Below are 26,565 nucleotides of genomic sequence, written 5' to 3'. Positions count from 1 at the left end.
GCCGATCGGCCGTCGCCTTACCGCCTTCAGGCGTCGATGACGACGGTCCCCCGGGCCTGGCCGATGCAGGCCAGGAAATAGCCCTCCGCGATCTCGGGATCGGACAGGGCTGCCTGGCCCTCCATGCTGACGGTACCGCTCAGCTTCCGCATCCGGCAGGTGCCGCAGACGCCGGAGCGGCAGGAGCTCGGGACCGGGACTGCATGGCGGTCGGCGGCGTCGAGGATGGATTCGTCCGCGCCGCAGTCGATCGTCCGGTTGCTGTTGCGGAAGACCAGCCTGGCCTCGGCGGATGCGGCGGCGATCGAGGCCGGTGCGGTCGCGGCGGTCACTCCAGGAACCGGCGGCGCCTGGGGCGCCCGCGACACCTGGGGTGCCGGCAGCGCGGGCGCAGAGGCCGGTGCGCCGCCGAAGCTCTCCTCATGATAGCGGGCCATGGGGAAGCCTCGTGCCTGCAGAAGCATCCTGATCGTCGCCATATAGCCGGAGGGGCCGCAGACGAAAACCTCGCGCTCCAGCACGTCCGGCGCCAGCAGCCGCAGCAGCGCCTCGCTGAAATGGCCGGTCGGGCCGTTCCAGGACTGCCCCGGGGACACCCGCGACGGCACGACCGCGAGGCGCAGGGCATCGCCCAGGCGCGAGCTGAGATGCTGCAGCTCCTGTCCGAAGATCACGTCGTCGGGCGTCCGGACGTTGTTGATCAGCACGATGTCGGCGGCGCAGCCGGTGTCGGCGAGCCACCGGAGCATCGACATCGCCGGCGTGATGCCGCTGCCGCCGGCGATGAACAGCAGCTTGGATGCGGGCCGGTCGACGCAGGTGAAATGGCCATGCGGGCCGATCAGATCGAGCTCGAACCCCGGCGTCATGGTGTCGTGCAGCCAGTTCGAGACCCAGCCCTTGGGCACGCGCTTGACCGTGATCGACAGGGTGTAGGGCCGCGACGGCGAGGACGAGATCGTGTAGCTGCGGCGCAGGATGCGGCCGTCGATCGGCAGCTCCAGCGTGACGAACTGGCCGGGCTTGTAGCTGAAAAGGCGGGGCGGGTCGGCGGCCAGGGTGAAGGTCCTGGTATCCCGCGTCTCGTCGACGCAGGAGATGCAACGCACCCTGAGCTGGCCACCCTGCCACACCGGCGCGTCGCCGATCGCCATCCGCGCCGCGGGCCAAGACTCGGTCCCTGGAGTTGCAGTGAGAGCCGGCTCCGGCTTCGGTTCGATCTCGGGGTCGCGCGACGCGGCCGTCGCTGCGGCGGATATCGGAGGCGCCAGCAGCGCTTCGAGCTCCTGCCGGGCGCTGGCCCGTCCCTTCGACTCCCCGAGGGCGAATCTGACGCCTGATCGTGACGGTCCCCGGCTGATGCGCTGCACCAGGTCGGCCAACGATGCCTTCAGCGCGTCCGCGCGTTCGCTGCCGAACGCCCGGTCGAACCGGACCAGCTGGCCGGCGATCGCATCCCGGTCCGCCGCCAACGTCCCGGCCTCGTAGTCGGCCCAGGTCGCCGTATAGTTGAACCGCAGCGTCGTCAGCGCCCGGCACATGTCCTCGTTGTCGGTCCAGTGCAGGTCGTTCATCAGCATCTGGAAACGCTGCACCTCCTGCGGTGTGATGTCCTTCTCGCTGTCGGAGACGAAGACGAAGACCAGGAACACGAGAACCGCCAGATCGGTCCCCTGTGCTTCAGCTGTCATAGTTTCGGTCAGCGTGTCCATGCGCGTGATGTCCCTGTCTTGGTTCGCATGTCGTTAGCTGGCGTAGCGGAGGGGCGGCGCGAGATCCGCCGCCTCGGGATGCCCCGTCGGTTCCGGCGCCGTCGCAGCCGGGTCGGGCCGCGGGATGGTCATGACGACCGCGAAGTCGCTGACGATCTCGAGCGCGCCGTCGCCATCGCCCGGATCCATGAGATCTCCGGCCTCGAAGGCGCGCGCGGATGTGCGGGCTGATCCGAACTGGAGGAAGCGCATCTCGCCCGGCCCGGCCGCCGGCAGTTCGTCGCCGGCCCGGAAACGTCCGACCCGGCAGTCGCGGACGGTCTCGGCGAGGGCGGAGAGGCCCAGCGGCCGCAGCGCCGGGCTGCGGGCCAGCGCCACCAGCCGCAACACCGGGTCGAAGGACCGCAGGCAGCGGCTTTCGGTGGCGTCCTGCCAGTCGATCCGGAGGGTGGGCCCGGCGCCCGGCCCGAAGGTCAGCAGGGCGTCGCGGCGAAGGGTGGTTGCTTCACCGTCGCAGGCAACGCCGTCGATGAGGATCCCGGCGTCGTCGAGCCGCAGGAGACGGACTTCGCCATGGGCCAAGGACAGCGCCATGTGGTATGGCCACACCAGCGGGCTGGCGATGGTGATGTCGTTGCCGGGGCCTCGGCCGACGGTGATCACCGGCTGCGCATGCGTCGAGCGGCTCTGCGTGCCGTCGGGCAGCACGATCACGGCGTGGATCACCGGCTCGGGCGCACCAGCCTCCGCCACCGCGGCGCCACTCAGGATGTCCACCGTCTGCCGCAGCAGCCAGTGGCCGTCGCCCTCCCCACTGTCCGCAAGCCGGCGCGCCGCGGCGCGCGACAGGGCGTCGTCGACATAGCTGAACGCTGTCAGCGTCAGGGCGCGGGCGACCGGTGACCCGTGCTCCAGCAGCAGGTCCAGGCTGGCGGCGCGGTCGAGGCCGGCAGCGATGACCTCGCGGAACGACCGGCGCGGCAGCTCCGCGGGGCGCTTGTCGTCGGTGTCGGGCGCGCCCTCCAGGATGGCCGTGATGGTCTCGCCGAGCGCCTCGCTCCAGCGGACCTCCTCCTGCCCCGCGACCGGGCGGGACAGCGCGTCGATCACGCCGTCGCCCGCCAACGCAGCCAGGTCCTGCGCGTACCAGCGGGCGATCTTTCCGTCGCCGAAGGCGTGCAGGCAGGACAGGGCGGCTTCATGCATCGCCGTGAAACGGTCCGACCCGGCTGCCAGCAGCAGCTCGTTCAGCGTCCGGGCGAAGCGATCGGGCAGGCTGGAGCTCTGCAGGCAGAAATACGCCCCCTGCAGCTTCGCCAAGCCGTCGAGGATCGAGTCCATCTGCCTGGCCAGCATGCCACCCTGGGCGGTGAATTCCGCCATCACGCTCCGGTGCTCGGCATCGGTGATCTGCAGGCTGGTGCGGAGGGTCCGGATGGTCGCCTGCATGCCCGGGTCGGTCCGGATCGTGTCGAGCATCCGGCCGGACGCGACATGGGCGATGAGATACCGGCCGATGATCTGATGGTAGTTGGCGACGCAGGCCATCCGCTCCTTGGTGGTGGTGGTGCGGACGGCATCGAGAACCGCTGCCTCGGAGATCTCCGGCTCCTCCAGCAGCCGCAGGTGGTCTTCGTCGCTGATCTCCATCTGCTGCCGCACGTCATGCAGCAGCTCGGCCGAGGACACGGCCCCGGTCTTGCCCGTGCTGATGGCATCGTCCAGCAGGTTACGGTAGGCCTTGAGCTTCTGGTCGTGCGGCAGCTCCGGCAACACCTTGGCCAGGACGTAGACCTCGTCGGGCTTGAGCTCGCCGATTGACCGGCCGTCCAGGTACCGGCTGACATCGACCTTCAGCTTCTTCAGCTGATCGAGCAGGCTCGAGGCGATCTTCTCGCGCTCATACCTGAAGGCCGAGCGGTTCAGCGCCTGCCACAGCCACATGGTGCTCAGCGAGACGATCAGGATATCGACGAAGTGGATCGCGGCCGAGGGCAGCATCAGCAGGCTGGGCCGGCCGCCATGCAGATAGAAGATGTTGATCGACAGATAGGCGCTGACGCTCAGGCAATGGTTGACGACCTCGACCTCGGGGATCGGCTTGCCGGCGCGGCTCCGCGCCCAGCGATAGGCCCGCTCCAGGCCGGTGCCCAGGGCCAGCGAAGCCAGGACAGCGGCCCCCATGACCAGCGGCACGGCGGCGAGCTTGGGGATCGGTATCGCCTGGCCGGCGAGATACAGGCCCGGATCGAGAAGCCGGCCGAGCGCCCCGGACTCATGGCTCCAGACGCCGGAGAGATAGTAGTCCCAGCTTCCGGCATAGAGGTAGAAATACCAGTAGAAGCCGATGATCAGCCCGTTGAACATGTAGTAGATGCGACGCCGGGCCGGATCGAGGATCGAACTCCAGTAGGATTGCTCGAGGTCGATGTCGCCGCAGTTGGCGGTGCAGCCGACGCAGGCGCTGCGGTCGCCGTCCGGCGAGCTGCTGCGGCACATCGACTGCGGCACGGCCGGGCGCTGCAGATGCGGTGCGCTTTCCAAAAGCCCGCGCGGCTCGGTGTAGATCTTCTGGACGATGTTCGCCGGGCAGAAGTAGTTGCACCAGGACTTGCCGCCCCAGAGAAAGCCGACGAGGAACGCCGCGGCCAGGACCAGGATCAGCGCCGCCGCCAGTGCGGTGCGATCGCTGTTGATGAACAGGATCCGCGCATTCAGCCCGGCGAACAGGATGCCGAACTGGACGTACCACGCGTTGCGTTCGAGCCAGCCGCCGCGGGGGATCAGGGCCAGGGTGCGCTCGAGCTTGCCGGTCCGGCGCCGCACCACCGTGCGCTGCCGCTGCCAGCCGAGATAGCGCGGCAGCTGGGACATCAGCGACAGCGGGCAGATACGGCGCCATGCCTCGTGACCGAACACCATCAGGAACAGCGGAATGACCGGCACGACCATGGTCCAGAACACCCGGGCCCCGACCTGATAGGGCTCGCTGGCCAGCATGCGGTCCTGGACCGCGACCACACCGCCGGCCTGGCTGGTCCAGCCCGTCGAGACGGGGTCCCAGAACAGTGAGGCGATGAGCCCGACCCATCCGGTCAGCAGCACGCCCCGTACGGCGAGCATCTTGCGTTCGGCGGTCCGGGCGAGCATGTCAGGCGTCCCCTGCAGTTGCGGCTGGGCAACGACTGGCCGGGACATTCATGTCCTGGCCAGTGGTGCGCGACGCTCGGGAGTGCGTGTCAGCACTCTGGTTCCGGAGGCCCGCGGGTCCTGACGGTACCGCAACAGCGGAGGCTCTCCGCCCATCGCCGCGATGATACGGCCATAACGAGATCGCATGGTGCGGAGATCTTCTTCCGGCAGACAATAATTCTCGCCACGCCCCAATGTCGTGGCCACGAATTCATCTGGGCAGGCAGAAGATGAAGCGCGATCTCGACCCTCGGCGTCTACGTGCGACAGGACAGGCTTCGGCCCCGGCCACCAGGCGGCCGCTCCTGATCGCCGCCATGCCCGCCCTGGCCCTGGCGTTTCTGGGTCCCGCCCTGGTCGTGGCGCAGACGCCGGAGCCGATCGCGCCGATCCCGTTCCAGCTGGAGCTGGATCAGCGGAAGGTCGATCTGGGCGAGGCCCTGTTCCACGACGTCCGGCTGTCCAGGAACAATGAGAACGCCTGCTCGTCCTGTCACGATCTCGGCAATGGCGGCGACGACGGGCTGCCCAAGTCGCGCGGGCTGGGCGGCAAGGCCGGGAAGCGGAACACGCTGACGATCTTCAACTCGACACTGAATTTCCGCCTGATGTGGGACGGTCGCTTCGCGTCGGCGGAACAGCAGATCGAGGCGGCGATCCACGACCCGACCGTGATGGGCGAAACCTGGCCGGCCATCATCGGCAAGCTGTCGCAGGACCAGGCGCTGAGCCAGGCTTTCGCCGGCCTCTATCCGGAAGGGATGCAGCCGCAGACCATCACCGACGCGCTCGTCGTCTACGAACGTTCCCTGACCACGCCGAACGCGCGGTTCGACAAATTCCTGCGCGGCGACGCGGCAGCCCTCAGCCCCGACGAGCTCGAGGGCTACAGCCTGTTCAAGACCTATGGCTGCGCCTCCTGCCACCAGGGGGTGAATGTCGGCGGCAACATGTTCCAGGTGTTCGGCGTGCTGGGGACGCCCGGGGACTACTTCCGGTCGCACGGCGCCGCCGCAGATCCCGATTTCGGCCTCTACAACACCACCAAGGCCGAAGAGGACAAGTTCGTCTTCCGGGTCCCCAGCCTGCGCAACGTCGCGCTCACGGCGCCCTACTTCAACGACGGCTCAGCCGCGACGCTGACCGAAGCCGTCGACGCCATGGCGAAATACCAGCTCGGGCGCCAGATCCCGTCCCGCGACAACGCGCTGATCGTGGCGTTCCTGCGAACCCTGACCGGCGAATACAAGGGCCGTCCCCTCGACGCCCGCCCTTCGCAGTGAACTGCCCACCGCAATCGAAGAGCCACCGGCCGGTGACGGAGATCACGTCATGATCGTCACATCCAGGATCGTCTGCAGTGTCTTCATCGCCGTTCTTCTCGCCGTACTGGCGACCCTTCTGGCCATGCTGCGCGCGCCGGACACCCGGCCGTCGGAGCTGCTGGCCAGCCTCGCCGAGATGAAGCAGATCGACGCCCTGTGGAGCGCCGACGTCCTGAGCCTGGAGCTGGGCCTGAACCCCAATTACGACTCCGTGGCCGCCCCCGTCGGCAAGCTGGCCGAGCGCTATCGAGCGATCGAGACGCTGGCCGCGGGCGCCCCGGCGTGGGGCCACGATCTGTCGGCCTCGCTGGCCGCCTATCGCTCGGCCATGGACGACAAGATCCGCATCGTCGAACGGATCAAGGCGCAGTATTCGATCATCAGCAACTCCTCACGCCTGTTGCCGATCGCCGCGGCCGACCTGTTCGCCGAGCTCGAGGGCAGCAGGCCTCAATCCAATCCGCCGATCGCCGACCTGCTGACCCGCATCGTCATCGATATGGCCAGCTACATCGTCACCCCCAGCGAGCAGCTGCGGCAGGCCATCGACACCCAGATGACGGCCCTGCGCGAGGCCGCCGGCCGGGCATCGCCCGAGGCAGCTTCGAAGGCAGAGACGCTGCTGGCCCATATGGCGGTCATCCTCCGCCAGAAGCAGCTCGGCACCAGGCTGATCGTCGACCTCACGGCCGTGCCGACCGCCCAGGCCATCGATCGGTTGCAGCGCGATGCGCAGGCCCTGGAAGCCGATCAGAACCGCGACCGGTCGCTGCTGCGCGACCTGGTGCTGGCGTGCACTTTCCTGCTCATCGCCGCGACGGCCTGGGCCGGCTATCTGCTACGCCGGCACTACCGGCGGCTCAACCAGGACAATTCGGCGCTGCAGCAGGCCAATGAGGACGCGCAGTCGCAGCTGATCCAGTCGTCGAAGCTGTCCGCCATGGGCCAGATGGTGGCGGGCATCACCCACGAGATCAACACGCCGCTGGCCTATGTGAAGGCCGTGTTCTGCCTGATCCGGGACCAGATGGCGGAGATGCATCCGGTCGGCACGGCCGCCCCCGGCACCGTTGCGGAGTTGCGGCCGGCCGCGGCGGACGGGCAGCCCGACGACCGGATCGGCGAGCTCAACATGCTGATCGACGAGGGGCTGCACGGCCTTGAGGAGATCACCAACCTGATCATCACGATGAAGAACTTCTCGCGCCTCGACAAAGGCCGCCTTGAATATGTCGACATAGAAGAGGCCCTGGACAGCGCCGCCCTGATCGCGCGGTCCGAGGTCAAGTACATCGCGGACACGGTCAAGGACTACGGCAAGATCCCCAGGATCCATGCATCGCCGACGCAGCTGAAGCAGGTGTTCCTGAACCTGATCAACAACGCCGCCCATGCCATGGCCGACCAGCCCAAACGAGGCAAGCTGACCCTGCGCACGCGGGCGGAATCCGAGGACTCGATCCGGATCGAGATCGAGGACAGCGGCACCGGCATTCCCCCGGACGTGCTGCCCAGGATCTTCGACCCGTTCTTCACCACCAAGGATGTCGGCAAGGGCACCGGCATGGGGCTGTCGATCTGCTACCGCATCATCCAGACCCATGGCGGCACCATCTCCGCCCGGTCCGAGGTCGGCGTCGGCACCACCTTCACCATCATCCTGCCGCACCGCGCCAAGGCCGACGCCGAGCATCGGCTCGAGCAGGCGGCTGCATAGACGGTTCCGCCACCCTCCCATGACGCTTCGAGGTACGAAGGAGAGCGAGATGACTGACAGGCCCAGCCTGCTCTTCGTGGACGACGAAGAGCGCATCGTGAAGCTGCTCAAGGTGATGTTCCGGTCCAGCTACGACGTCTACACCGCGACCAGCGGGCGGGAGGCCTTGGCGATCCTGGAGGCCCACCGGATCGACGTGATCGTCTCCGACCAGCGGATGCCGGAGATGGTCGGCATCGAGTTGCTGTCGCAGGTCTGCAAGCGCTGGCCCAACACGGTGCGGATCCTGCTGACCGGCTACAGCGACCTGGTCGCCATCATCGGCGCGGTCAATGAAGGCGAGGTGTTCCGTTTCCTCAACAAGCCCTGGAACCAGGATGAGCTGCGTCAGGTCATCGCCGAGGCGGTCGACATCGCGCGCGCCGCCCCGGCCGCGGCCGAGGAGGTCGAGGCGGTGCTGACGCCGCCGCTCGGCGTCGCCACCAAGCTGCTGGCGATCGACGGCGTGGCGGCCGACCGCCAGGAAATGCTCGAGATGTTCACCCGCGACTACAGCATCCTGACCGCCTCCACCATGGAGGAGGCGCTGGAGATCCTGGAGCAGGAGGAGATCGGCGTCATCGTCACCAACAGCGAGGTCGACGGCGTCGACGTCACCGACATGCTGGCGCGGGTCGCCAAGATCGACCCCTCCATCACCGTGGTGGCCACGACCTCCGCCCCCGACGCCGACACCATCGTCAAGCTGATCAACCAGGGGCAGATCTACCGCTTCGCCATCAAGCCCCTCAGCCCGAACGTCTTCCGCCTCGCCGTCAGCGCCGCCATCCGCGAGCATCGCCGGCGCCTGGTCGATCCGAGATTCGCCCGGCAGCCGGTGCAGAGACAGGTCGAGGCCGCGGCAACGGAGGGCGGCGGTCTGCTCGACAACATCGTCCGCAGCCTCGGCCGCTTCACCAAGGTCAGCTAGCGGGCTCGCCCCGGACCGTACGCACCGGCTTTCGGGCCCGCGGGAGACACGCGGACCCGTGCGCAGTCGCGTCGGCGGTCGATCGAGGAGAAGTCATGCTCGCATCTCGGCCTGCCCGCGACGCCGGATCCGCGACCCTGCGGCAGATGATGCCCGGATCGTCCGGCCGCTTGCGTGCGTGCTCACCCTCGCGGCCTCCGGCATCCCGCCAAGAAGGCGACGCTCCTCGAAGGGGAGCGTCGACGGCTGTACATCTGTTTCCAACCGGAGGTTGGCTAGGCGGCAGCCTCGCCCGAGCCGCGGCGCCTATGCCCGTCCTCTTCCTGCTCCGCCTCCTCGCCCTCCTCCCGATCGTCGCCCGGCGGCATGAGCACGGGAGGCCGTCGCCTGCCTCCCCGTCGGTGGCCCCGCGCTCCTCGGGGGCCGGGCGTGCCTTGGTGGTGCAGGCCAGGATCCAGGGATAGTACAGGGCGAAGCAGAGCAGACAATTCATCGCGTTCGATGCAACGTTGTAGCCGGCGTCCCCCAGCCTTTCCGGGGTGATCAGGTTCTTGTTGACGGCCAGCAGGCCGGCATTGACGAGCTGGATGTAGACGACACGGGCCAGCATGATGCCGCCCGCCTGCATCATCAGGTCGTGCAGGGTGGGAAACTTCAGCTTGATGCGCAGCTTGAGATCCTTGAGCTGCATCGGGGTCGCCCCCTCCACCAGCTTGCCCCAAAGCACCGTCGTCGCCGGAAAGCTCAGGCCGTTGCCGAATTCGGGAAGGGCGTAGAGGCCCGCGAACTTGGTTGCTTCCCAGGCGCTCTGCCCCCAGGTGAGATCCTTTGAGGCCTCGGCGTTCCCGGACAGGAAGAACCCCGAGTAGAACAGAGCGGTCGGCAGGATCTGGGTTCCGGCATACAGGACCGAATCTGCGGTCATGGACAGCCATGACGGCGCCATGACGCCATCCTGGTTGTTGTCGAGGCCGATCATGGTCGAGACCCCGTCGCGCACCGCGCCCGTCAGCAACGCCTTGGCGGCGATCGGCGCCATGGGGGCGAGAACGCCCGTCGCCCCGGCGACGGCAGTGCCGGCGACCATCAGGGCGAAGTTCGCCGTCAAGCCGATGTCCGAATCCCGGGTGCTGGTCCCGGTCTTCCGGGTATAGGCCAGGGCGAGAATGTTCCCGAGCGCCGTCAGGCCCATCAGGCTTCCGGCCAGCGCGGCCTTTCCCTCCTCCGAGTACTTGTCCATCGACAGCAGCATGCCCTTGGCGGCGAGTTCGCGGGCGAGGAGCACCCACATCGCATGCAGCCCGTGCCGGCCGCCGATATGGACGACGTTCCCGATCCAGGTCTCGGGTGTCCCCTCGAAGGCCTGGAACATCTTCGCGAGCACGCCCTGAAGCCGGTTGCTGTGATCGACCACCTGCCGCTCGGCCTCGTCCTCCCCTTCATCGCCCTCCGCGGCCGGCGAGGCGGGCGCGACGGTCAATTCCAGCCCTTCTCCGAGCTCGGCGAGGGCGCCCTCCGGATCGACCGGCAGCTTCAGATTCGTCAGGGTGTCGGCTGCGCACGCGGCCGCGCCCATCATGCGAAGCTGATATTCCGGCATGTCGCCAGCGCTTCCCTGCCGGGCCGGCGACAGGAGCCGGCGCCATCCCGAGGCGAAGCAGAAGAAGGTTCGGCAACGTCTGACGGAAGCGGGCGCGGCCGTGATCAAGATGACCGGCCCTGTTACAGATCAACCATTTAGCATGGAGATTGGTGAGCCGGGTGGAAGGTAAATAACTCTGTAATTTCAATACATTGGAGGCTACAAACCCCGTGTCCGGCCCAACCAGAAATCAATGGGTTACGGCGCATTTTCCAAACCCACACTCCTCCCCATTCCCAGCCCGGGAGCGCACTGTCGGGACCGCCTTGGCCGGCTTCCGCTGCAGCAAAAAGCTATCATCCAGCACAAGGGACATCGAGCCACCGGACGATGCTGAGTTCCTCGCCGAAACCTTTCCCGTGCCCGAAGCGAACAACCATTCGACAGGTGCCCGGAACCAGCACTCTGTGCCGGGCGACTACGGCGATCCGTCCAGGGCAGCGCTAGCGCTGCAACCGTGTGTTGGGACCATATGATCAGGAAGAGGGCGGACAGAGCCGAAACCCTGATCGACCGCCTCGTTGCCGAAGCCGAGCCGGTGCGACCCTTGCGGCCGCCCCTCTGGCGCTGCCTCCTCTGGCTTCTGATCGCGGTGATCGTGATCGGCGGGGCCGTGTCCTCGATCGGTCTCCGGCCTGATCTCGCGCAGCAGATGGCGCGACCGGCCTATCGGCTCGAATGGCTGGCGTCGCTGTTGGCCGGCGTCCTCTCGGCCATAGCCGCGTTCCATCTCGGTCTCCCGGATCGGTCGCCGCGCTGGACGCTGGTGCCCGCGTCGGCGCTGATCGTCTGGATGGCCGTGATCGGCTACGGCGGCCTGACCGACTGGATCCGCCGCGGCTCGCAGGGCTTCGTGATCGGCAGCAGCTTCCCTTGCTTCATGTCGATCCTCACGATGAGCATCCCACTCTCGGCGGCGATGCTCATCATGCTGCGCCATGCCGGGCACGTTCGGCCGGTCGCCACCATCGCCACCGGGATGTTCGCCACTACCGCGCTCGCAGCCACCGGCCTTACGCTTTACCACCCGCTCGACACCTCGATCATGGTGCTGATCTGGCACGGCGGCACGATCGCCCTGCTGGTCGGTCTGACGACGTTGGCCAGTCGACGGCTTTTCGCGCTTGCTGGGGTGGCCTCGCCCACTTGATCACTCACCAAGAGGTACCCGGCGGCCCAGATGCATCGGTTCGTTGGCAGCGGGAGAAGCTTAATGCGCCCAGGTTTTCTGCGGTCGCGGCTTCGCCGGCAGATCGGCGACGGCTAGGTAAGCATCGTCGAGCGTGAGGTCCGATCGATCCTGTTGCTCCAGTTGTTCCAATGCATGGAGCAGATGCTCGGCGACGTCGAGCCGACCTTCGCGGCACGACCGCTTGAACAGCCTGAGGACGCCCTCCTCCAGCGACTTGGCTCGCGACATTTGGACCTCCCTTTAAGAGGGCAGCTTCGGTGAGGATGCACCTTCCGGCATTGTGAAGGTCAATGACGATCCGTGGGCTGACTACGATACTGAGGCAAGCCCCATCGATCTCATCTCGGAGCGGGATTTCCCCCTTCGCCAAAGATGGCAGGGCTGGCGTGATCGTGGAGTCGATCACCAGACGACAGGCAGAATCCCCCGAGCGCGTTCGGCGCGGCGCGGACTTCACCGCCGAGAGATTGATGAACGGGTGCCGGCTATAGGCGTCAACAGCGCTCATCCGATCTGAATCCGGGTACCGTCGAGGAATCGATAACGCGGAACCTCGAGATTGCGCGGCGCCGGCCCCCGCCTCACGCGCCCGGACGTGTCATACATCGACCCATGGCACGGGCAGAACCAGCCGCCGAAGGGACTGCGCGGATCCACCGGCCGCTGGCCGAGCGGGATGCAGCCGAGATGCGTGCACACGCCGACGATCACAAGCCATTCCGGCCGCTGCACGCGCGCGGCATCCGGCTCCGGATCGATGAGGCCGGGGTTCGCATCGTCCGCCCGGGCACGGGCGATTTCGGCCTCCGTGCGGTGCGCAATGAACACTGGGCGGCCCCTCCATTTGAGGGTGATCCGCTGACCGACGGCAACGGGCTCGAGATCGACGTCGATGCTCGACAGGGCCGTCACATCCGCCGCGGGATTCATGCTGTCGATCAGCGGCCAGACCGCCGACACCGTTCCCAGGGCGGCCACGGCACCCGCGGTCAGGTAAAGAAAGTCCCTGCGAGTCCCGCCATCGGGGGCTGATGGCTCCGGTGTCGCTGTGTTGTCGGCGGTCATCGGCTGATGGCCTGTTTGCGCCCCGGTTATTGCGGCCGAGGCCCTCCCGAAGCTCGTGCTCGGCAAGCCGTCCCGGTGAGCGCGACCGCCTTCACCGAAGGACGCCCCATCGAACAGAGCTGGTTAGGGCACGATGGACCTTCACAGTATGTGAGGGTCAAGACTGCGCTTGGCGCCTCGGCGACACCGGAAGCAAGGGCCATGATCGGGCTTGACCTTACCATGATGGGAAGCCGTAGCGCTTACGGCAGATCGGAGCGGCATCATTGGTTCGGGCCCATTCAACTCAGGACAGATATCGCGTTGCGAGGAGCAAGAGGATGACCAGCCACCATCAACATGAGGGGGCTCCCTCAGAGACAGGTTCTGCATCCATCGGCGGGCCGACGCAGAGCCGAGTGAAGGACCCGGTCTGCGGGATGATGGTCGATCCGACGGCCACGCCGCATCGGCACGAGATCGACGGCACAACCTATCACTTCTGTAGCGCCGGCTGCCGCGCCGAGTTCGCATCCGATCCTCAGCGCTACATCCATCCCTCCGCAGCAGCGCCCATAGCAGGCGATGCGGCCCCGAGCGCCCCGCCCGTCTCCCTTGAAGGCTCAGTCTGGACCTGCCCCATGCACCCGGAGATTCGCCAGGCCGGACCGGGGAGCTGCCCGATCTGCGGCATGGCGTTGGAGCCGTTGGCTCCCTCGGTCGAAGAGGGTCCGAACCCGGAACTCCGCGACATGACTCTGCGGTTCTGGGTGAGCGTCGCGCTTACGCTCCCCATCGTCGTGCTCGCCACGGGGGAGGAGCTGTTCGGCTGGGCGCCGCTGCCGGCCCCGGCATCGACCCTGGCGCAGCTCGCCCTGGCGACACCGGTCGTGCTCTGGGGCGGATGGCCGTTCTTCCAGCGCGGCTGGGCCTCGGTGATCAACCGCAGCCTCAACATGTTCTCGCTGATCGCGCTCGGCGTGGGCGTCGCCTATGCCTACAGCGCCGTGGGCGCGCTCTTCCCCGGCCTGCTGCCGGCTTCGTTCCGATCGCCGATGAGGGGACAGGTGCCGGTCTATTTCGAGGCGGCCGCTGTCATCGTCACGCTGGTCCTGCTGGGCCAGGTGATCGAGCTCCGCGCCCGATCGGCCACGGGCCGGGCCATCCGTGCCCTGCTCGGCCTCGCCCCCAAGACCGCCCGCATCGTCCACGACGATGGTCGCGAGGAGGACGTCCCGCTCGACCAGATCCACGCGGGCGCCGTGCTGCGCGTGCGACCCGGGGAAAAGGTGCCGGTGGACGGCGTCGTGATCGAAGGCCGCTCCTCCGTCGACGAGTCGATGATCTCCGGCGAACCGGTGCCGGTCGAGAAGACGGCCGGGGACAAGGTCACCGGGGCGACGGTCAACGGGACTGGCGGCTTTTTGATGCGGGCGGAACGCGTCGGGCAGGACACGATGCTTGCGCAGATCGTGCGCATGGTGGCCGAGGCGCAGCGCTCACGGGCGCCGATCCAGAAGCTGGCGGACCTCGTCTCCGCCTGGTTCGTGCCGGCCGTCGTCGCGATCGCCATCCTCGCCTTCGCCGTCTGGTCGATGTTCGGCCCGGAACCGGCAATGACCTTTGCCCTCCTGAACGCGGTCGCGGTTCTGATCATCGCCTGCCCGTGCGCGCTGGGCCTCGCCACGCCGATGTCGATCATGGTCGGCACGGGCCGCGGCGCCCAGGCCGGCGTGCTGGTCAGGAACGCGGAGGCCCTGGAGCTCACGGAGAAGATCGACACCCTGGTCGTCGACAAGACGGGCACGCTCACCGAGGGCAAGCCTCGGCTCGTTTCCGTTGTCGTCGCTCCCGACGGCGGCGTCCCAGAGGACGAACTCCTGCGCCTGGGTGCCAGCATCGAGCGCGGCAGCGAGCATCCGCTCGCGGCCGCCATCGTGAAGGGAGCCGAGGAGTTGGACCTCTCTATAGCGGCAGCCTCCGATTTCCGCTCCGCGACCGGCAAGGGCGTCACCGGGATGGTCGACGGCCGGACGGTGGCGCTCGGCAATCTCGGCCTGCTCGACGATCTCGGCATCGATCCAGACGGCTTGGACGAGCGGGCGCAGGCCCTGCGCGCAGACGGTCAGGGCGTGATGTATGTTGCCGTCGACGGCCGCGCGGCCGGCCTCCTGGTCGTCGCCGACCCGGTGAAGGACAGCGCCGCGGCCGCGATCCAGGCCCTGCGGGCGGACGGGATCCGCGTCGTCATGTTGACCGGCGACAACCGCACCACCGCCGAGGCGGTGGCGCGCAGGGTCGGCGGCATCGACGAGGTCGTCGCCGATGTTTTGCCCGACCAGAAGCAGGCGGTGGTGGCGCGGCTGCGGCAGTCCGGGAGGCGGGTCGCCATGGCGGGCGACGGCATCAACGACGCGCCGGCGCTCGCCGCGGCCGATGTCGGCATCGCCATGGGCACCGGCACGGATGTCGCGATGGAAAGCGCCGCCGTGACCCTGATCAAGGGCGACCTCAACGGCATCGTGCGCGCCCGGCGGCTCTCGCGCGCCGTGATGCGCAATATCCGGCAGAACCTGTTCTTCGCCTTCGTCTTCAACGCTCTCGCCGTTCCGATCGCGGCCGGCGTTCTCTACCCGATCTGGGGACTCCTGCTCTCTCCGATGATTGCGGGTGCAGCCATGGCACTGAGCTCGGTCACAGTGATCGGCAACTCGCTACGCTTGCGAGCCAGCAAGTTGTCCTGACCTCGCCCCAGAGGCCTCTGCGGGCCGCCCCACAGGCCCCTTGACCTTCACATGATGTCAAGCTCCATCTTCATGCCATCGACCTTCACACAGGAGATCACGATGGACGGTTCGTTCAATCTCCCGGATCGGTCGGCTCCGGCAGCGCCGTCTCACTCCAGCGCGTGCGGCGGGTCATCCGGCTGGTTCGGGCGGCATCGCCGGACGGTCATTCTGGCCGCGGTGGCGGTCACGATCGGCGGCTTCGCCCTCGGCTGGGGCTGGCTCGGCTTTGCGGCCATGGCCCCGCTCCTCTATCTGCTCCCCTGCATGGCGATGATGGCCTTTTGCATGAAGGGGATGGGCCGGCATGGCGGTGAGGCCCCCGGAGCGAGACGGGACACCTCCGGCTCGGATCCGGTATCTCCGAGCAGGACCTGACGCCGGTAACGAGGCGCGATCCAAGGAGAGTTTCCACGGCACATGTCTCGCGGCCGATCGAAAGGTATTCCCATGACATCTCTCGCTGACTTGCGCGGAGCGGCCGCACCCACGCCTCGGACCCCAAGGCTGGTTGAAGCGGGTCGCGCGAGGCCAATGAACATCGGGGCCCTCGCGAAGCGAGCGGGCGTGTCGGCGCGCATGATCCGTCACTACGAGGAGATCGGGCTGATTCCCGCCGCGGCGCGGACGGCATCCGGATACCGGACATACGGCGAAAACGACGTCCGCACCCTGAGCTTCATCGCCCGCGCCCGCGGCCTCGGCTTCTCTCTCGAGGAGATCGCAAGCCTCCTCGACCTGTGGCGGGACCGGGACCGCGCCAGCGCCGATGTGAAGGCCATCGTCGACCGACATATGGAGGAGGTGGAGGCCAAGATCCGCGAACTTCGATCGCTGCAGAGAAGCCTGGGTGATCTCGCCCGGTGCTGCCACGACGACGACCGGCCGGAGTGCCCGATCCTCGACGGCCTCGCCGGCAAGTGACGCCACACCCCGCGGTCGAGGCCTGAGGCGATGAAGCGATCAGGTTCCTAGGCTGCCCGTTTGGCCATCTGCCGAGCGTCCTGAGCCTGTCGCATAGCCAACGAGACGCCTCATGGAATGGTTCGATCCGGTCGCCCTGCAGATCGGCCCTGTCGCGATCCGCTGGTACGCCCTCGCCTACATCGCCGGCTTCCTCCTCGGCTGGCGCTACGCGCTGTGGCTGACCCGCCGCACCGCGCTGCCGCCCGACCGCGCGGCGCTGGACGACTTCCTGACCTGGGCGGTGGTCGGCACCATCCTCGGCGGCCGGCTCGGCTACGTCCTGTTCTACAATCTCGAGGAATATCTGAAGGTGCCGCTGTCGATCCTGGAGATCTGGCACGGCGGCATGTCGTTCCACGGCGGCCTCATCGGCGTCACCGCCGCGATCATCCTGTTCGCCCGGCGGCGCGGCTTCTCGCCCCTGCTGCTCGGCGACGTGGTCGCCGCCGCCGCGCCGATCGGGCTGTTCTTCGGCCGCATCGCCAATTTCGTGAACGGCGAGCTGTGGGGCCGGCCGACTGATGTGCCCTGGGCCGTCGTCTTCCCCAATGCCGGGCCGGAGCCGCGCCATCCGAGCCAGCTCTACGAGGCCGGGCTGGAGGGGCTGCTGCTGTTCCTGATCCTGCTGCCGCTGGCGGCGAATCCGCGCATTCGGGCCAGGCCCGGCCTGGTGCTGGGTGTCTTCGCCATCGGCTACGGCCTGTCGCGCTTCCTGGTCGAATTCGTGCGCCAGCCCGACGCCCAGCTCGGCTTCCTGTGGCTCGGCGCGACCATGGGGCAGCTGCTGTCGCTGCCGATGATCGTGATCGGCATCGCCGTGGTGCTGTGGGCGGCCCGCCGGCCGGCGGTCGAGGCCGCCGCGGCGTAACTCGCCAGTTGGCGCGCCAGGATCACACGCCGCATTTGGCGCCGGCCGCCGGCTCGGGGATCAGATCGGGGATCGTCTTGATCCGCGCCTCGACATTCCGGCGCCATGGCCCGATGGCGGAGAAGTCGTGGCCCATCACCAGCTTCGGATCGACATCGCGCCAATCCCTCCTCTCGAAGATCCGGAAGTAGAGGGCGGTCTTGACGTAGGTGTCGGGAAACCAGAACGAGTTGAAGCCGAGCGCCTCGCGGTAGAGCTCGTCCTCGGTCAGGCCCTGTGACGCTCCGAGCTCCAGGAGCCCGAGCAGCGCGGAGCCGTGGTTGCAGTCCTGGTAGAAGGTCGAGTTGTTGCAGCACGGGCGGAAGGTGGTCTTGGCGACGCGGGTCGCCAGCGCCTCCTGCTCCGGTGTCAGCGCGACGATCGGCAGCTTGTTGAAATACGCCGCACCGTTCGCCTCCGCGCCCAGCCACCAGCCGGCGGTGGAGGCGAAGTTGGGCAGCGACACCGTGTTGATCGGGCTCTGCTCGTTCGTCGTCATCCGATTGGCCAGGCCAAGCGGCCAGAGCAGATTGACATAGGCCGTCGCCGTCTCCGCGGTCAGGAGGATCGGGTTGTGCGACGGCCATTTCAGCAGATAGCGAACCGCCGGCGGGATCCCGCCCGGCCGGTCGTAGAGCGAGATGAATTTCCGTGGATCGAGGACGCGCTCTTCGATCAGGCGGGACACCGTGTCCTTCAGCGCGATCCGGCTTTGAAAGCCCTCCTTCGGCCTGACGTCGGCCTCCGCTTGGTCGAACAGCGCGCGGCGTCCCTCGGGCGTGGCCAGCATCTCTGCGGTGCGGTGCTGCGAGGCGAGCTTGAGCCACCCCCAGCCGACGATCGATGCTCCGGCGACGACGGTGAGCGCGATGCCGAAGCGCCTGCGGTCGAGCGACATGCCATGCATCAGCCGATCCTCGCCAGGGCCGGGAAAGTCTCCAGGAACCAGTAGGACATCTCGGTCATCTTGCCGGTGATCATGGCGGCGCCCATCGCCACCATCAGCGCGCCGGCCCCGAGCTGAAGATAGCGGCCGGCCTTGCGCACGGCCCTCAGCCGGCCCAGGACCTGGCTGGCGAAGAGCGCGCACAGCAGGAACGGAATGCCGAGGCCGAGGGAATACAGCGCCAGCAGCGTGATCCCATCCGACACCGTCGCGGTGGCGGCGCTCACCGTCAGGATGGCGCCGAGCACCGGCCCGATGCAGGGCGTCCAGCCGAAGGCGAAGGCCAGGCCGAGCGTATAGGCCGCCAGGGGGTGACCACCCCGCAGCTCGGCATGGAAGCGATGGTCGCGCTGCAGCCAGCCAAACCGGACGATGCCGGTCGTGAGCAGCCCGAACAGGATGACGAGCACACCGCCGATCAGGTTGGCCTCGTACCGGTAGGACAGGAGCAGGCTGCCGAGCGCGGTGGCGCTGGCGCCGAGTAGGATGAAGACGGTCGAGAAGCCGAGGACGAAAAACGCCCCGAGACCCAGGACGGCCAGCCGGGCGGCCAGATCGTTCCGGTCCGCCTCTTTGTGCAAGGACTGGCCCGCGACATAGGAGAGATAGCCCGGCACCAGCGGCAACACACAGGGCGACAGGAACGACACGGTGCCGGCGGCGAAGGCGGTCACGAGGCCGATGCCGGAGAGTTCAGACATGCCGGTCCCCGCCCTCAGCCATGATCGCCGCCGCCGCAGCCGTCCGAAAGGTTCCAGACCGTCGTCACCTGCTCGCCGGTGAAGCCGTGCTCGCGGATCAGGCGCTTCGCCAGTCCGCCATAGACCCGCCAGCGCCAGCAGGGGCAGCAGCACGGTCCCTTCTCGTCCGAGTGCTGCATGGCGTAGTCATACGCCGCTTGCTCTGTCTCGGTGAGAGCCAGGTCGTAGGAGGCCATCAGATCCGCCGCCAGCCCGGCCGGAATGTCGTAGGGATCCGACGGGATCAGCGGCTGGTCGGCATAGGCCCTGAGGCCTTCGATCTGCTCGATGTAGCGGTGTAGATCCATGGGGCTGCAGCACGAGCCTTGGAGACGCGCCTCCGGCGGCATGGTCGCGATCGAGTCCCTGAAGGCGCGGGAGCAGTTGGAGTTGCCGTGCGTGCTCAGATAGGCGAAGCGCTGGGCGATCGTCGGGGCGCCCGCCGCGTGCACCGGCGCTCCGATGATCGAGCGCAGGGCCAGAACTCCCATGCCGGCGGACAGGACCCGACGGGAAATGCCGGCTGATGTCGCGTGTTGTGTGCCCATGTTGTCCCTCACCTCCCCTCAGATCCGATCAGCTCGCCGCAAGCGCCACGCCATGGCGGACTCGCCGTCATTCGCGGCTTCGCGTTCTGCCGATGGCCGATATCGGCGGATTGCCCAATCTCCGACATCCCTATCCGCCGCCAGCAGCACCGGGGACCTCCATCGCGCCGATCTTGCCGATGCGGACCGTCACCTCGACGCTATGGGCAGTCTCAAAGGTCAGGGTGAGCGGAAAGGTCTGGCCCTCCCGAAGCGGCTGCGTCAGGCCAAGCATCATCATGTGGATGCCGCCCGGCTTCAGCGTGACGGTCTCTCCCGGGGCAAGGTCGAGGGCGGAGAGCTGGTCCATCTTCATCACCCCGCTCTCGCTGGACGAAGAATGGAACTGGATGGTCTCAGCGATCGGGCTCGAGGCGCCGAGCAGACGATCGGCGTTGGGTCCGTTGTTGGCGAGGGTCACATAGACCACCCCCGTGACCGCACCTTTGGGAGTAGCCCGCGCCCAGGCGCCGTCCACGGCGATGCCGCCCGGATCGGCTTCGGCCGCTGCCGTCGACAAGACACCGATCGCAAGAACAAGAGCGGCCATGACGCGCTTCATTCATCGGCTCCTAGGTCGAGTGTTCGTTGATCAGCTTGCGCACCGCATCCGCCATCTGGTCGCCCGGCGTACCGCCGTCGATGACGTCCACGAACACGCCGTCCGGATTCATCAGGTAGACATAGGTGCTGTGGGCGACGAGATAGGTGTCGCCCGACTCCTTCTGCGGCTCGACATAGAGCCGGTAGGTCTTGATGATCGCGTCGGTCTGCGCCTCGGTCCCCACCAGCCCGACGAAGCGGGGATCGAAGGATTCCAGGTAGGACGCCACGACCTGCCGGGTGTCGCGCTTCGGGTCGACGGTGATGAAGAGCGGCTGGATCCTGTCCGCCTCCGCCCCGAGCGTCTGCAGGGCGATGCTCATGTTGTTGAGCGCCGTCGGGCAGGCGTCGGGGCAGAAGGTGTACCCGAAATAGATCAACAGCCATTTGCCGCGGTAGGTCTGGTCGGTCACGGTCCGGCCGTCGGTCGCCGTCAGCGTGAACGGGCCTCCGATCAGCACCGTGCCGGTCCTCACCCATGTCCCCGAGCTGGGCATCATCGGCAAGCGCCCTGTCGTCAGCAGCACGAGCGCAGCGACGTTGACGGCGAGCGCCGCGACCAGGAGCCGTAGAAGCCACTTCACGCGACGGCTCATGACCCGAACCGATCCTGAGGCGCGACGGTCTCAGTGACTATGTTGGCGATGGCGTTCCCGGGCATTTCCGTGATTGCGGCTGTCCGTTGATCCAGGCTGGTCCGGGCGCGGGGAGAGCGCGCCCGGACCGAGACTCGATCAGCCGCCCTGCTTCTGCGGCGCAGCGCCCTGGCCCTGGGGCGGCGTCATCGCCTGCTGCATCATCTTGTTGCAGGTCTCCATCATCTGACTCATCTGGGTCATCATGTTCATCATCGGCATCATGCCCTCGCCCTGCTGACCCATCATGCCCTGGCCCTGCATCATGCCGGGCGTGGCCGGGCCGGCCGCCGGCGGCTGGGCCGGCGTCTGCTGGGCTTGCTGAGCGAAGACGGCTGCGGCGCCGGTCAGCCCGATGGCGAAAGCCGTGGCGGCAAGCATGACATTGAAGCGGTTACGCATGATCATTCCCTTTCGGTTGGAGTGGTCGGTCGTCCCGTGATGCGCCATGTGCCTATGGCGCGGAGTCGTCCTGCTTCGAGACCGGAATGCCGTCCGTGGTCGAACTCCCGGTCTTGCTGCAGCTTTTCATCGTGCAGAGACCGACGGCGCACATGGCCGCGCAGGGCGCGAGCGACAGCAGGATCGGGGCGATTCCGGCCGCGACCAGCCATGGCCAGCCGAACCAGAGTCCGCCCCCAGCCGCGGCCACCGCGGCCAGGATGAGGGCGCGTCTGCCATGGAGCCAGGGCCGCACCCTGTCGCCGAGGCCGGGCCTCGGCAGTTCGTTCGACGTCAGATCGGTCATGATCCTTTCTCCTCGGATGTGGATGGAAGGCCGGCCGCGCTGCGGCCCATGCCCTGCCGGATCAGCGCCTTCATCTCGGGGCTGTCCCATTCGGCCGGGCCGGTCGCGCGGCCGACCTCCCGGCCCTCGCCGTCGATCAGCAGCGTGGTCGGGATGCCGACGACGTTGAGCGCCTGGGTGGAGGCGTTCGGAGGGTCGAGAAAGATGGCGAGATGCTCGAGCCCGAGCTCGCCGAAGAAGGCGCGGACCGGCTCCAGGCCGCCGCGGTCGATCGACAGCGCCAAGACCTGGAAGTCCGGGCCGCCCATCACCGCCTGCAGCCGGTCGAGCGACGGCATCTCCTTGCGGCACGGCGCGCACCAGGTCGCCCAGAGGTTGAGCAGCACGGTGCGGCCTTTGAAGGCGTCGAGGCTGAGCCTCTGGCCCCCAGCGTCTGTGAAGCCGAAGGCCGGCACCGGTCTCGGCTGCTCGTGCAGGGTCAGACGGGACATCGGAGCCGTCGTCGCCGGGCCCGGTAACGGGTCGCTGGATCGGCTCAAGACGAAGGTGACGACGGCGGCCAGGCCCACGGCAAGCCAGAGGCCCAAAGAGAGGGCGAACACGAACTGCCGCCGCGGCAGGATCGGCACGCCCCTCATCGCCGCAGCTCCGCGACCAGCGGCAGAATGGTCCTGTCCATCACGTCCGGCGTGACGGGGCCGACATGCTTGTGCGCGATCCGCCCCTGGCGGTCGATGACATAGGTCTCGGGCACGCCGTAGACGCCCCAGTCGATCGCCACCCGGCCGTCGAGATCGGCGCCGGTCCGGTTGTAGGGATCGCCCATCTCGTCGAGCCATGCCGCGGCATCGGCCGGCTTGTCCTTGGTGTTGAGGCCGTGCAGGGGGACGGCGCCGGTCCCAGCGAGCCGCATGAACACCGGATGCTCCAGGCGGCAGGCGGTGCACCAGGAGGCGAAGACGTTCACCAGCGAGACCTGACCGATCAGATCGGTGCTGGCGAGACCCAGCATGCGCCCCTGAACCGGCGGCAGCGCGAACACCGGCACCGGCTTGCCGATCAGCGCGGAGGGGAGCACGCGGGGATCCTGATTCAGCCCCCAGGCGAACAGGCCGGCGAGGCCGATGAAGCCGGCCGCCGGCGCGACGTAAAGCAGCCGACGCCGCGATATCCCCTTGTCCGGCAGGGTGGTCCCGGCCAGGGGCGCACCGATCGTCGCAAGGTCTTCAGTCATGGCGGAGGAGCTCCATCGGCCGTCGCCCCGGTCACTCCTCGGCGTAGACCACCGGGGGCGGTCCATTCTTGATGACGGCGTAGACGGTGAACGGGCCGGACTTCTCCCCGCCCATTCCCGGTGAGCCCATCGGCATGCCGGGCAGGGTGATGCCCGTGATGGCCGGCCGCTCCGATACCAGCTTCTTGACGATGTCGGCCGGGACATGCCCGTCGACGACATAGCCGTCGACGAACATGGTGTGGCAGCCTTCCATCTCGGCTGGCACGCCGGCCTCCGCGCTGATCTGGGCCAGGTCGTTGGTCGGTTTGACGTCGACGGTGAATCCGTTGTCGCGGAGATAGGCAGCGTAGCCCTCGCAGCAGCTGCATTGTGGGTTCTTGTACAGGGTCGCCGCGATCGGTTCGGCCAAGGCCGGCAGCGGCAGGACCAGGGTGGCGATCACGGCGGCGATGCGGGACATACGGTTCATTTCGGTTCTCCTGTCAGCGAAAAGGGATTCAGGCGACGCGCAGCACGGTCATCAGGCCGGCCATCTGGTGGTCCATGACGTGGCAATGCAGCATCCAGTCGCCCGGGTTGTCGGCGACGAAGGCGCATTCAACCGTGTCCTTCGGCGCGAGGAGCACGGTGTCGCTCCACTGCCGATGCAGGATCGGCGCGCCGTTGCGGCTCAGCATCCGGAAGCTGAAGCCGTGGATGTGCATCGGATGCCACCAGGCGGTCCTGTTGCGGATGGTCAGCACGCAGCTTCGCCCGCGTTGAAGGGTGAACAGCGGCGGCATGCCGGCATGGCCGTCACCGGTCATCGACACGCCATTGATCGCCCAGGCCGCGCCGCCGTCCATGCCGGGCGTCGCCATGCCGTGCATGCCGCCCATCCCCATCATGGCGCCGCCGCCCATCATCCCGCCTTCGAGCGTCAGCTCGTGCCGTTCCGCGGTGGCGAGATCGGGCTCCGGCAAGGGATTCGGCGGCAGGCGCAGCGGCGTGTCGGGCGGCTGCTCCCGGATCGGCGGCCCCGCTTCGTAGGCGAGCACGGTCAGCGGATAGGACAGCCCGTCGTAGAAGTCGTCGACCACCCGGTAGCGCTTCCCGGGCTCGCCCTGCAGGTCGAGGACGACGTCGAGCCGCATGGCCGGGCCGAGCAGCAGTCGTCCGCCCTCGGGCTCGTGCGGATCGCAGGGCTGGCCGTCGACCGCCAGCACGATCGGGCGATGCCCCTCGAAGCGCAGCGCCATGATGCGGGCGAGCGCGGCGTTGATCAGGCGCAGCCGGATGCGCTCGCCGGCCCGCACCGGCTGGTCGGTCGGGATGGCGCCGTTCAGCGTCACTAGGTTGCCGACCCGGCCGGCCATCGCCGCCTCCATCCCGTTGCCGAAGCCCGCCGCGATCCGCTCGTCCCGGGTCAGCCGCCAGTCGGCGAGCATCCAGACCAGGTCGCGGTCGGCCGCGACCGGCTCGGGCTCCTCGACGATCAGGACGCCGGCCATGCCCCGCCCGAGCTGTTCCAGGCTGTTGGCGTGCGGGTGGTACCAGAAGGTGCCGGCGTCGGGCGGCGTGAAGGAATAGGTGAAGCGCTCGCCGGGCCGGATCGGCGGCTGGGTCAGGCCGGGCACGCCGTCCATGGCATTGGGCAGGCGGATGCCGTGCCAATGCACCGTGGTGTCCTGGTCGAGCCGATTGTCGACCACAACCTTCAAGGGCTCGCCCTGCCGAACCCGAATCTCCGGGCCTGGCACCCGGCCGTCATAGCCCCAGATCGCGGTTTCGGTTGCATCGTCGCCGAGCAGGGCGGCGCGCCCCGGCGCGGCACTCAGGGCGACGGTCCTCGGTTCGGCCGGGGCGGCGCGGGCCCGGGGAAGCCAGGACGACAGGGCCACCGCGCCGCATCCGAGCAAGGCGGAACGCCGGTTCAAGACCGGCAGCAATGGGTATGGAGACATCACGTCCGTCGATCCTGTCATCGACGACCGCTGCTGCGATCGGCGATGACCATCGGCCCTGGGAACGACTGCCCGTCAGGCCGAAAGCGTCAGGGAGCGGCCCGCGAAGACGGGTCGCGGCTCAGGCGCGGACGGTGGGTCTAGGTGGGAACGGATCCGGGGCGGTGAGAAGACCGGTCAGCAACTGCGTCGACGGATACGCCGGAGCGACGTGGTCATGCTCGAGAGGAGCGCTCGCCAGCGCCGGAAACGCAACGACGGTCGCACAGGTCGCGTTGACGCAGATCGAGCCCATCGTGGCTTTCAGCGGGGCGCCGCTCTTGCCGCAACCCGACTTCGCGTCACCATGATCCGAATTCATGGCGACGTGAGGCGCGGCGCAACTGGCCATGGTCGCCCCCATGCTCGCCTGCAGTGGCAGAACGAGTGCGAAGACCAACAGGGCCAGAAGCCCGATCAGCCGGCGCAGGAGGAGCGATCTCATGCGGAAAAGATAGTGGGCGCAGCTCGATTTGGCAAATGTCCCTCCGCCAGGGCCCAGCCCAAGTGGAGCAGGAGCCGGAAGCCCGCGAGCATACGGATCCCACCAGATCGAGGCGCCAGCATTCGAAGATCACCCGCTCCTGCGCCGTGCTCCGGCCTCGCATCTCAGGAGACCGCCCGAAGACCGACGAGAAGGTCGACGAGCAGAAGGGCGAGCACCATCACGGCGCAAAAGAACCAGAAGAAGCGAGACGCAGCCCGTGCGATTCCCGGCCGGACGTGCCGACGCCGCCGCGGCCTCGTATGCCGCGGATCGACGGTGGTGCCCTTGTAAAGGTAGAGGGGCATCAGGCACTCCTGGGCGCGGCGCCCAAACTATGCCTATGGCGTGCATTGGCTTCGATCGATCAATTCTCGACCAATATGCCCGCCCTCGTCACCAAGATCTGTCGCGTCGCTGCACCGGATCCTCTGAGGCCTGATGCGGCAGGTGATCAGCAAGACAGCGAGACAGTATCGCGCTACGGCGTGGCGCGGCCCTGATAGAGGTAGCCCATCATCCGGGGGGTCTTCGGCACGTAGCTGTTTTCAAGCGCCGTGATGGTGAAGCCGGCGGTCTCGATCAGCGTCCTGATCGGCCGGTTGAGATGACACCCGCCGGCGATGGGCCTCCAGACGGGTGTCAGCCGGTTCTGCCACCAGCGCACCCTTTCCTCGGGCGCCAGGCCATGTTCGACGAACAGGAGCTGCCCGCCGGGCCTGAGCACCCGGCGCATCTCCTCGAGCGCCGGGATCGCCTGGGGGATGGTGCAGAGCGTCCAGGTCGTCACCACGGTGTCGACGCTGGCTCGGTCCAGCGGGATCGCCTCGGCCAGGCCCTCGATGAACGTCACGGGCGGTCGCGCCTCCTTCGCTGCGCCTCGCGCCATCTCGATCAGCCGTGGCGACGGCTCGAGGCCGAGGACCTCGCGCACCTGCGGCCCGTAGAGGGGCAGGTTGAGCCCGGAGCCGATGCCGATCTCCAGCACTTGGCCCTCGGCCGCGGCAGCGGTGCGCTCGCGGTACGGCGCAAGCTGTGCGTTGCGCATCGCCAGGTCGACGAGGTGCGGCAGGATGTGGTCCTGGTAGAAGCCCATTGGTCCCTACTCCTCCTCGGCAATGTGGATGACGCCGCAGCGCGGCGAGCCCAT

General features: G+C 67.8%; 27 protein-coding genes. 8 read left to right on the top strand and 19 right to left on the bottom strand.

What is annotated here, in order from left to right; genetic code table 11:
* Positions 1-26: 26 nt before the first annotated feature.
* Both LG391_RS19565 and LG391_RS19560 read right to left on the bottom strand, forming a co-directional pair.
* The gene (locus LG391_RS19565) at positions 27-1,712 is read right to left on the bottom strand and encodes a hybrid-cluster NAD(P)-dependent oxidoreductase (RefSeq protein ID WP_225769713.1); all 1,686 of its coding nucleotides are present in this window, start codon (positions 1,710-1,712) and stop codon (positions 27-29) included.
* A gap of 33 nt (positions 1,713-1,745) precedes the next feature.
* The gene (locus LG391_RS19560; protein ID WP_225769712.1) at positions 1,746-4,862 is read right to left on the bottom strand and encodes a 4Fe-4S binding protein; all 3,117 of its coding nucleotides are present in this window, start codon (positions 4,860-4,862) and stop codon (positions 1,746-1,748) included.
* Between the two features lie 359 nt (positions 4,863-5,221).
* On the opposite strand from LG391_RS19560, the gene LG391_RS19555 reads away from it, so the two are divergent.
* Genes LG391_RS19555 through LG391_RS19545 form a run of 3 tightly spaced genes read left to right on the top strand, consistent with a single transcriptional unit; the run spans position 5,222 to position 8,916 of the window.
* Positions 5,222-6,187, top strand: coding sequence for a cytochrome-c peroxidase (locus tag LG391_RS19555; RefSeq protein ID WP_225769711.1), 966 nt, complete (start codon positions 5,222-5,224; stop codon positions 6,185-6,187).
* 49 nt (positions 6,188-6,236) lie between these two features.
* Entirely contained in the window at positions 6,237-7,946 is a 1,710-nt protein-coding gene (locus LG391_RS19550; RefSeq protein ID WP_225769710.1) for a DAHL domain-containing protein, read from the top strand.
* Positions 7,947-7,995: 49 nt separating this feature from the next.
* Positions 7,996-8,916, top strand: a complete 921-nt coding sequence (locus LG391_RS19545; protein WP_225769709.1) for a response regulator — start codon at positions 7,996-7,998, stop codon at positions 8,914-8,916.
* Here LG391_RS19545 and LG391_RS19540 read toward each other — a convergent pair.
* Positions 8,909-10,516 (bottom strand): hypothetical protein, encoded by a 1,608-nt coding sequence (locus LG391_RS19540; RefSeq protein ID WP_225769708.1) that lies wholly within the window; start codon positions 10,514-10,516, stop codon positions 8,909-8,911. The genes LG391_RS19545 and LG391_RS19540 overlap by 8 nt on opposite strands.
* A gap of 514 nt (positions 10,517-11,030) precedes the next feature.
* Between LG391_RS19540 and LG391_RS19535 the strand changes: the two genes are divergently transcribed.
* On the top strand, positions 11,031-11,708 hold the full coding sequence (locus LG391_RS19535; RefSeq protein ID WP_225769707.1) for an NrsF family protein: 678 nt from the start codon (positions 11,031-11,033) through the stop codon (positions 11,706-11,708).
* A 60-nt stretch (positions 11,709-11,768) separates the two neighbouring features.
* Here LG391_RS19535 and LG391_RS19530 read toward each other — a convergent pair whose 3' ends face one another.
* A complete protein-coding gene (locus tag LG391_RS19530; RefSeq protein WP_225769706.1) occupies positions 11,769-11,978 on the bottom strand; it encodes a hypothetical protein in 210 nt (69 codons plus the stop codon).
* A 276-nt stretch (positions 11,979-12,254) separates the two neighbouring features.
* Positions 12,255-12,815, bottom strand: a complete 561-nt coding sequence (gene petA, locus LG391_RS19525; RefSeq protein ID WP_225769705.1) for a ubiquinol-cytochrome c reductase iron-sulfur subunit — start codon at positions 12,813-12,815, stop codon at positions 12,255-12,257.
* A gap of 398 nt (positions 12,816-13,213) precedes the next feature.
* Here petA and LG391_RS19520 point away from each other — a divergent pair, with 398 nt between their 5' ends.
* The 4 genes from LG391_RS19520 (at position 13,214) to lgt (ending at position 17,414) form a co-directional block, all read left to right on the top strand.
* Positions 13,214-15,538, top strand: a complete 2,325-nt coding sequence (locus tag LG391_RS19520) for a heavy metal translocating P-type ATPase (RefSeq protein ID WP_374200752.1) — start codon at positions 13,214-13,216, stop codon at positions 15,536-15,538.
* Positions 15,539-15,640: 102 nt separating this feature from the next.
* Positions 15,641-15,958 (top strand): DUF2933 domain-containing protein, encoded by a 318-nt coding sequence (locus LG391_RS19515; RefSeq protein ID WP_225769703.1) that lies wholly within the window; start codon positions 15,641-15,643, stop codon positions 15,956-15,958.
* A gap of 72 nt (positions 15,959-16,030) precedes the next feature.
* Entirely contained in the window at positions 16,031-16,504 is a 474-nt protein-coding gene (cueR, locus tag LG391_RS19510) for a Cu(I)-responsive transcriptional regulator (protein WP_308013058.1), read from the top strand.
* Between the two features lie 112 nt (positions 16,505-16,616).
* Positions 16,617-17,414, top strand: coding sequence for a prolipoprotein diacylglyceryl transferase (gene lgt / locus LG391_RS19505; protein WP_225769702.1), 798 nt, complete (start codon positions 16,617-16,619; stop codon positions 17,412-17,414).
* Positions 17,415-17,436: 22 nt separating this feature from the next.
* On the opposite strand, the gene LG391_RS19500 is transcribed toward lgt, so the two are convergent.
* The 14 genes from LG391_RS19500 to LG391_RS19435 form a co-directional block, all read right to left on the bottom strand.
* Positions 17,437-18,360, bottom strand: coding sequence for a hypothetical protein (locus tag LG391_RS19500; RefSeq protein WP_225769701.1), 924 nt, complete (start codon positions 18,358-18,360; stop codon positions 17,437-17,439).
* Positions 18,360-19,100 (bottom strand): cytochrome c biogenesis CcdA family protein, encoded by a 741-nt coding sequence (locus LG391_RS19495; protein WP_225769700.1) that lies wholly within the window; start codon positions 19,098-19,100, stop codon positions 18,360-18,362. The genes LG391_RS19500 and LG391_RS19495 overlap by 1 nt, the downstream gene beginning before the upstream one ends.
* A gap of 14 nt (positions 19,101-19,114) precedes the next feature.
* Positions 19,115-19,687, bottom strand: coding sequence for a hypothetical protein (locus tag LG391_RS19490; RefSeq protein WP_225769699.1), 573 nt, complete (start codon positions 19,685-19,687; stop codon positions 19,115-19,117).
* Between the two features lie 130 nt (positions 19,688-19,817).
* Positions 19,818-20,288 carry a copper chaperone PCu(A)C gene (locus tag LG391_RS19485; RefSeq protein WP_225769698.1) on the bottom strand — a complete coding sequence of 157 codons (471 nt, stop codon included), beginning with the start codon at positions 20,286-20,288 and terminating at the stop codon, positions 19,818-19,820.
* A gap of 10 nt (positions 20,289-20,298) precedes the next feature.
* Complete coding sequence (locus LG391_RS19480) at positions 20,299-20,925, bottom strand: SCO family protein (RefSeq protein WP_225769697.1); 627 nt, start codon at positions 20,923-20,925, stop codon at positions 20,299-20,301.
* Between the two features lie 138 nt (positions 20,926-21,063).
* Entirely contained in the window at positions 21,064-21,414 is a 351-nt protein-coding gene (locus tag LG391_RS19475; RefSeq protein ID WP_225769696.1) for a hypothetical protein, read from the bottom strand.
* A gap of 4 nt (positions 21,415-21,418) precedes the next feature.
* Positions 21,419-21,712, bottom strand: a complete 294-nt coding sequence (locus LG391_RS19470) for a hypothetical protein (RefSeq protein WP_225769695.1) — start codon at positions 21,710-21,712, stop codon at positions 21,419-21,421.
* On the bottom strand, positions 21,709-22,203 hold the full coding sequence (locus tag LG391_RS19465) for a TlpA disulfide reductase family protein (RefSeq protein WP_225769694.1): 495 nt from the start codon (positions 22,201-22,203) through the stop codon (positions 21,709-21,711). The genes LG391_RS19470 and LG391_RS19465 overlap by 4 nt, the downstream gene beginning before the upstream one ends.
* Before the next feature lie 143 nt (positions 22,204-22,346).
* On the bottom strand, positions 22,347-22,946 hold the full coding sequence (locus LG391_RS19460; RefSeq protein WP_225769693.1) for a DsbE family thiol:disulfide interchange protein: 600 nt from the start codon (positions 22,944-22,946) through the stop codon (positions 22,347-22,349).
* A gap of 31 nt (positions 22,947-22,977) precedes the next feature.
* A complete protein-coding gene (locus LG391_RS19455; RefSeq protein WP_225769692.1) occupies positions 22,978-23,418 on the bottom strand; it encodes a DUF411 domain-containing protein in 441 nt (146 codons plus the stop codon).
* Positions 23,419-23,446: 28 nt separating this feature from the next.
* A complete protein-coding gene (locus LG391_RS19450) occupies positions 23,447-24,829 on the bottom strand; it encodes a multicopper oxidase family protein (protein ID WP_225769691.1) in 1,383 nt (460 codons plus the stop codon).
* A gap of 184 nt (positions 24,830-25,013) precedes the next feature.
* Entirely contained in the window at positions 25,014-25,376 is a 363-nt protein-coding gene (locus tag LG391_RS19445; RefSeq protein ID WP_225769690.1) for a hypothetical protein, read from the bottom strand.
* A 164-nt stretch (positions 25,377-25,540) separates the two neighbouring features.
* Positions 25,541-25,723, bottom strand: a complete 183-nt coding sequence (locus tag LG391_RS19440; RefSeq protein WP_225769689.1) for a hypothetical protein — start codon at positions 25,721-25,723, stop codon at positions 25,541-25,543.
* Between the two features lie 173 nt (positions 25,724-25,896).
* Positions 25,897-26,511: a class I SAM-dependent methyltransferase gene (locus LG391_RS19435; protein ID WP_225769688.1), complete on the bottom strand. Its 615-nt coding sequence runs from the start codon at positions 26,509-26,511 to the stop codon at positions 25,897-25,899.
* Positions 26,512-26,565 lie beyond the last annotated feature (54 nt).

The sequence above is a fragment of the Inquilinus sp. Marseille-Q2685 genome (assembly GCF_916619195.1).
In the GTDB taxonomy this organism is placed as follows: Bacteria; Pseudomonadota; Alphaproteobacteria; order DSM-16000; family Inquilinaceae; genus Inquilinus.
This window is presented reverse-complemented; position numbering and strand designations above follow the sequence as displayed.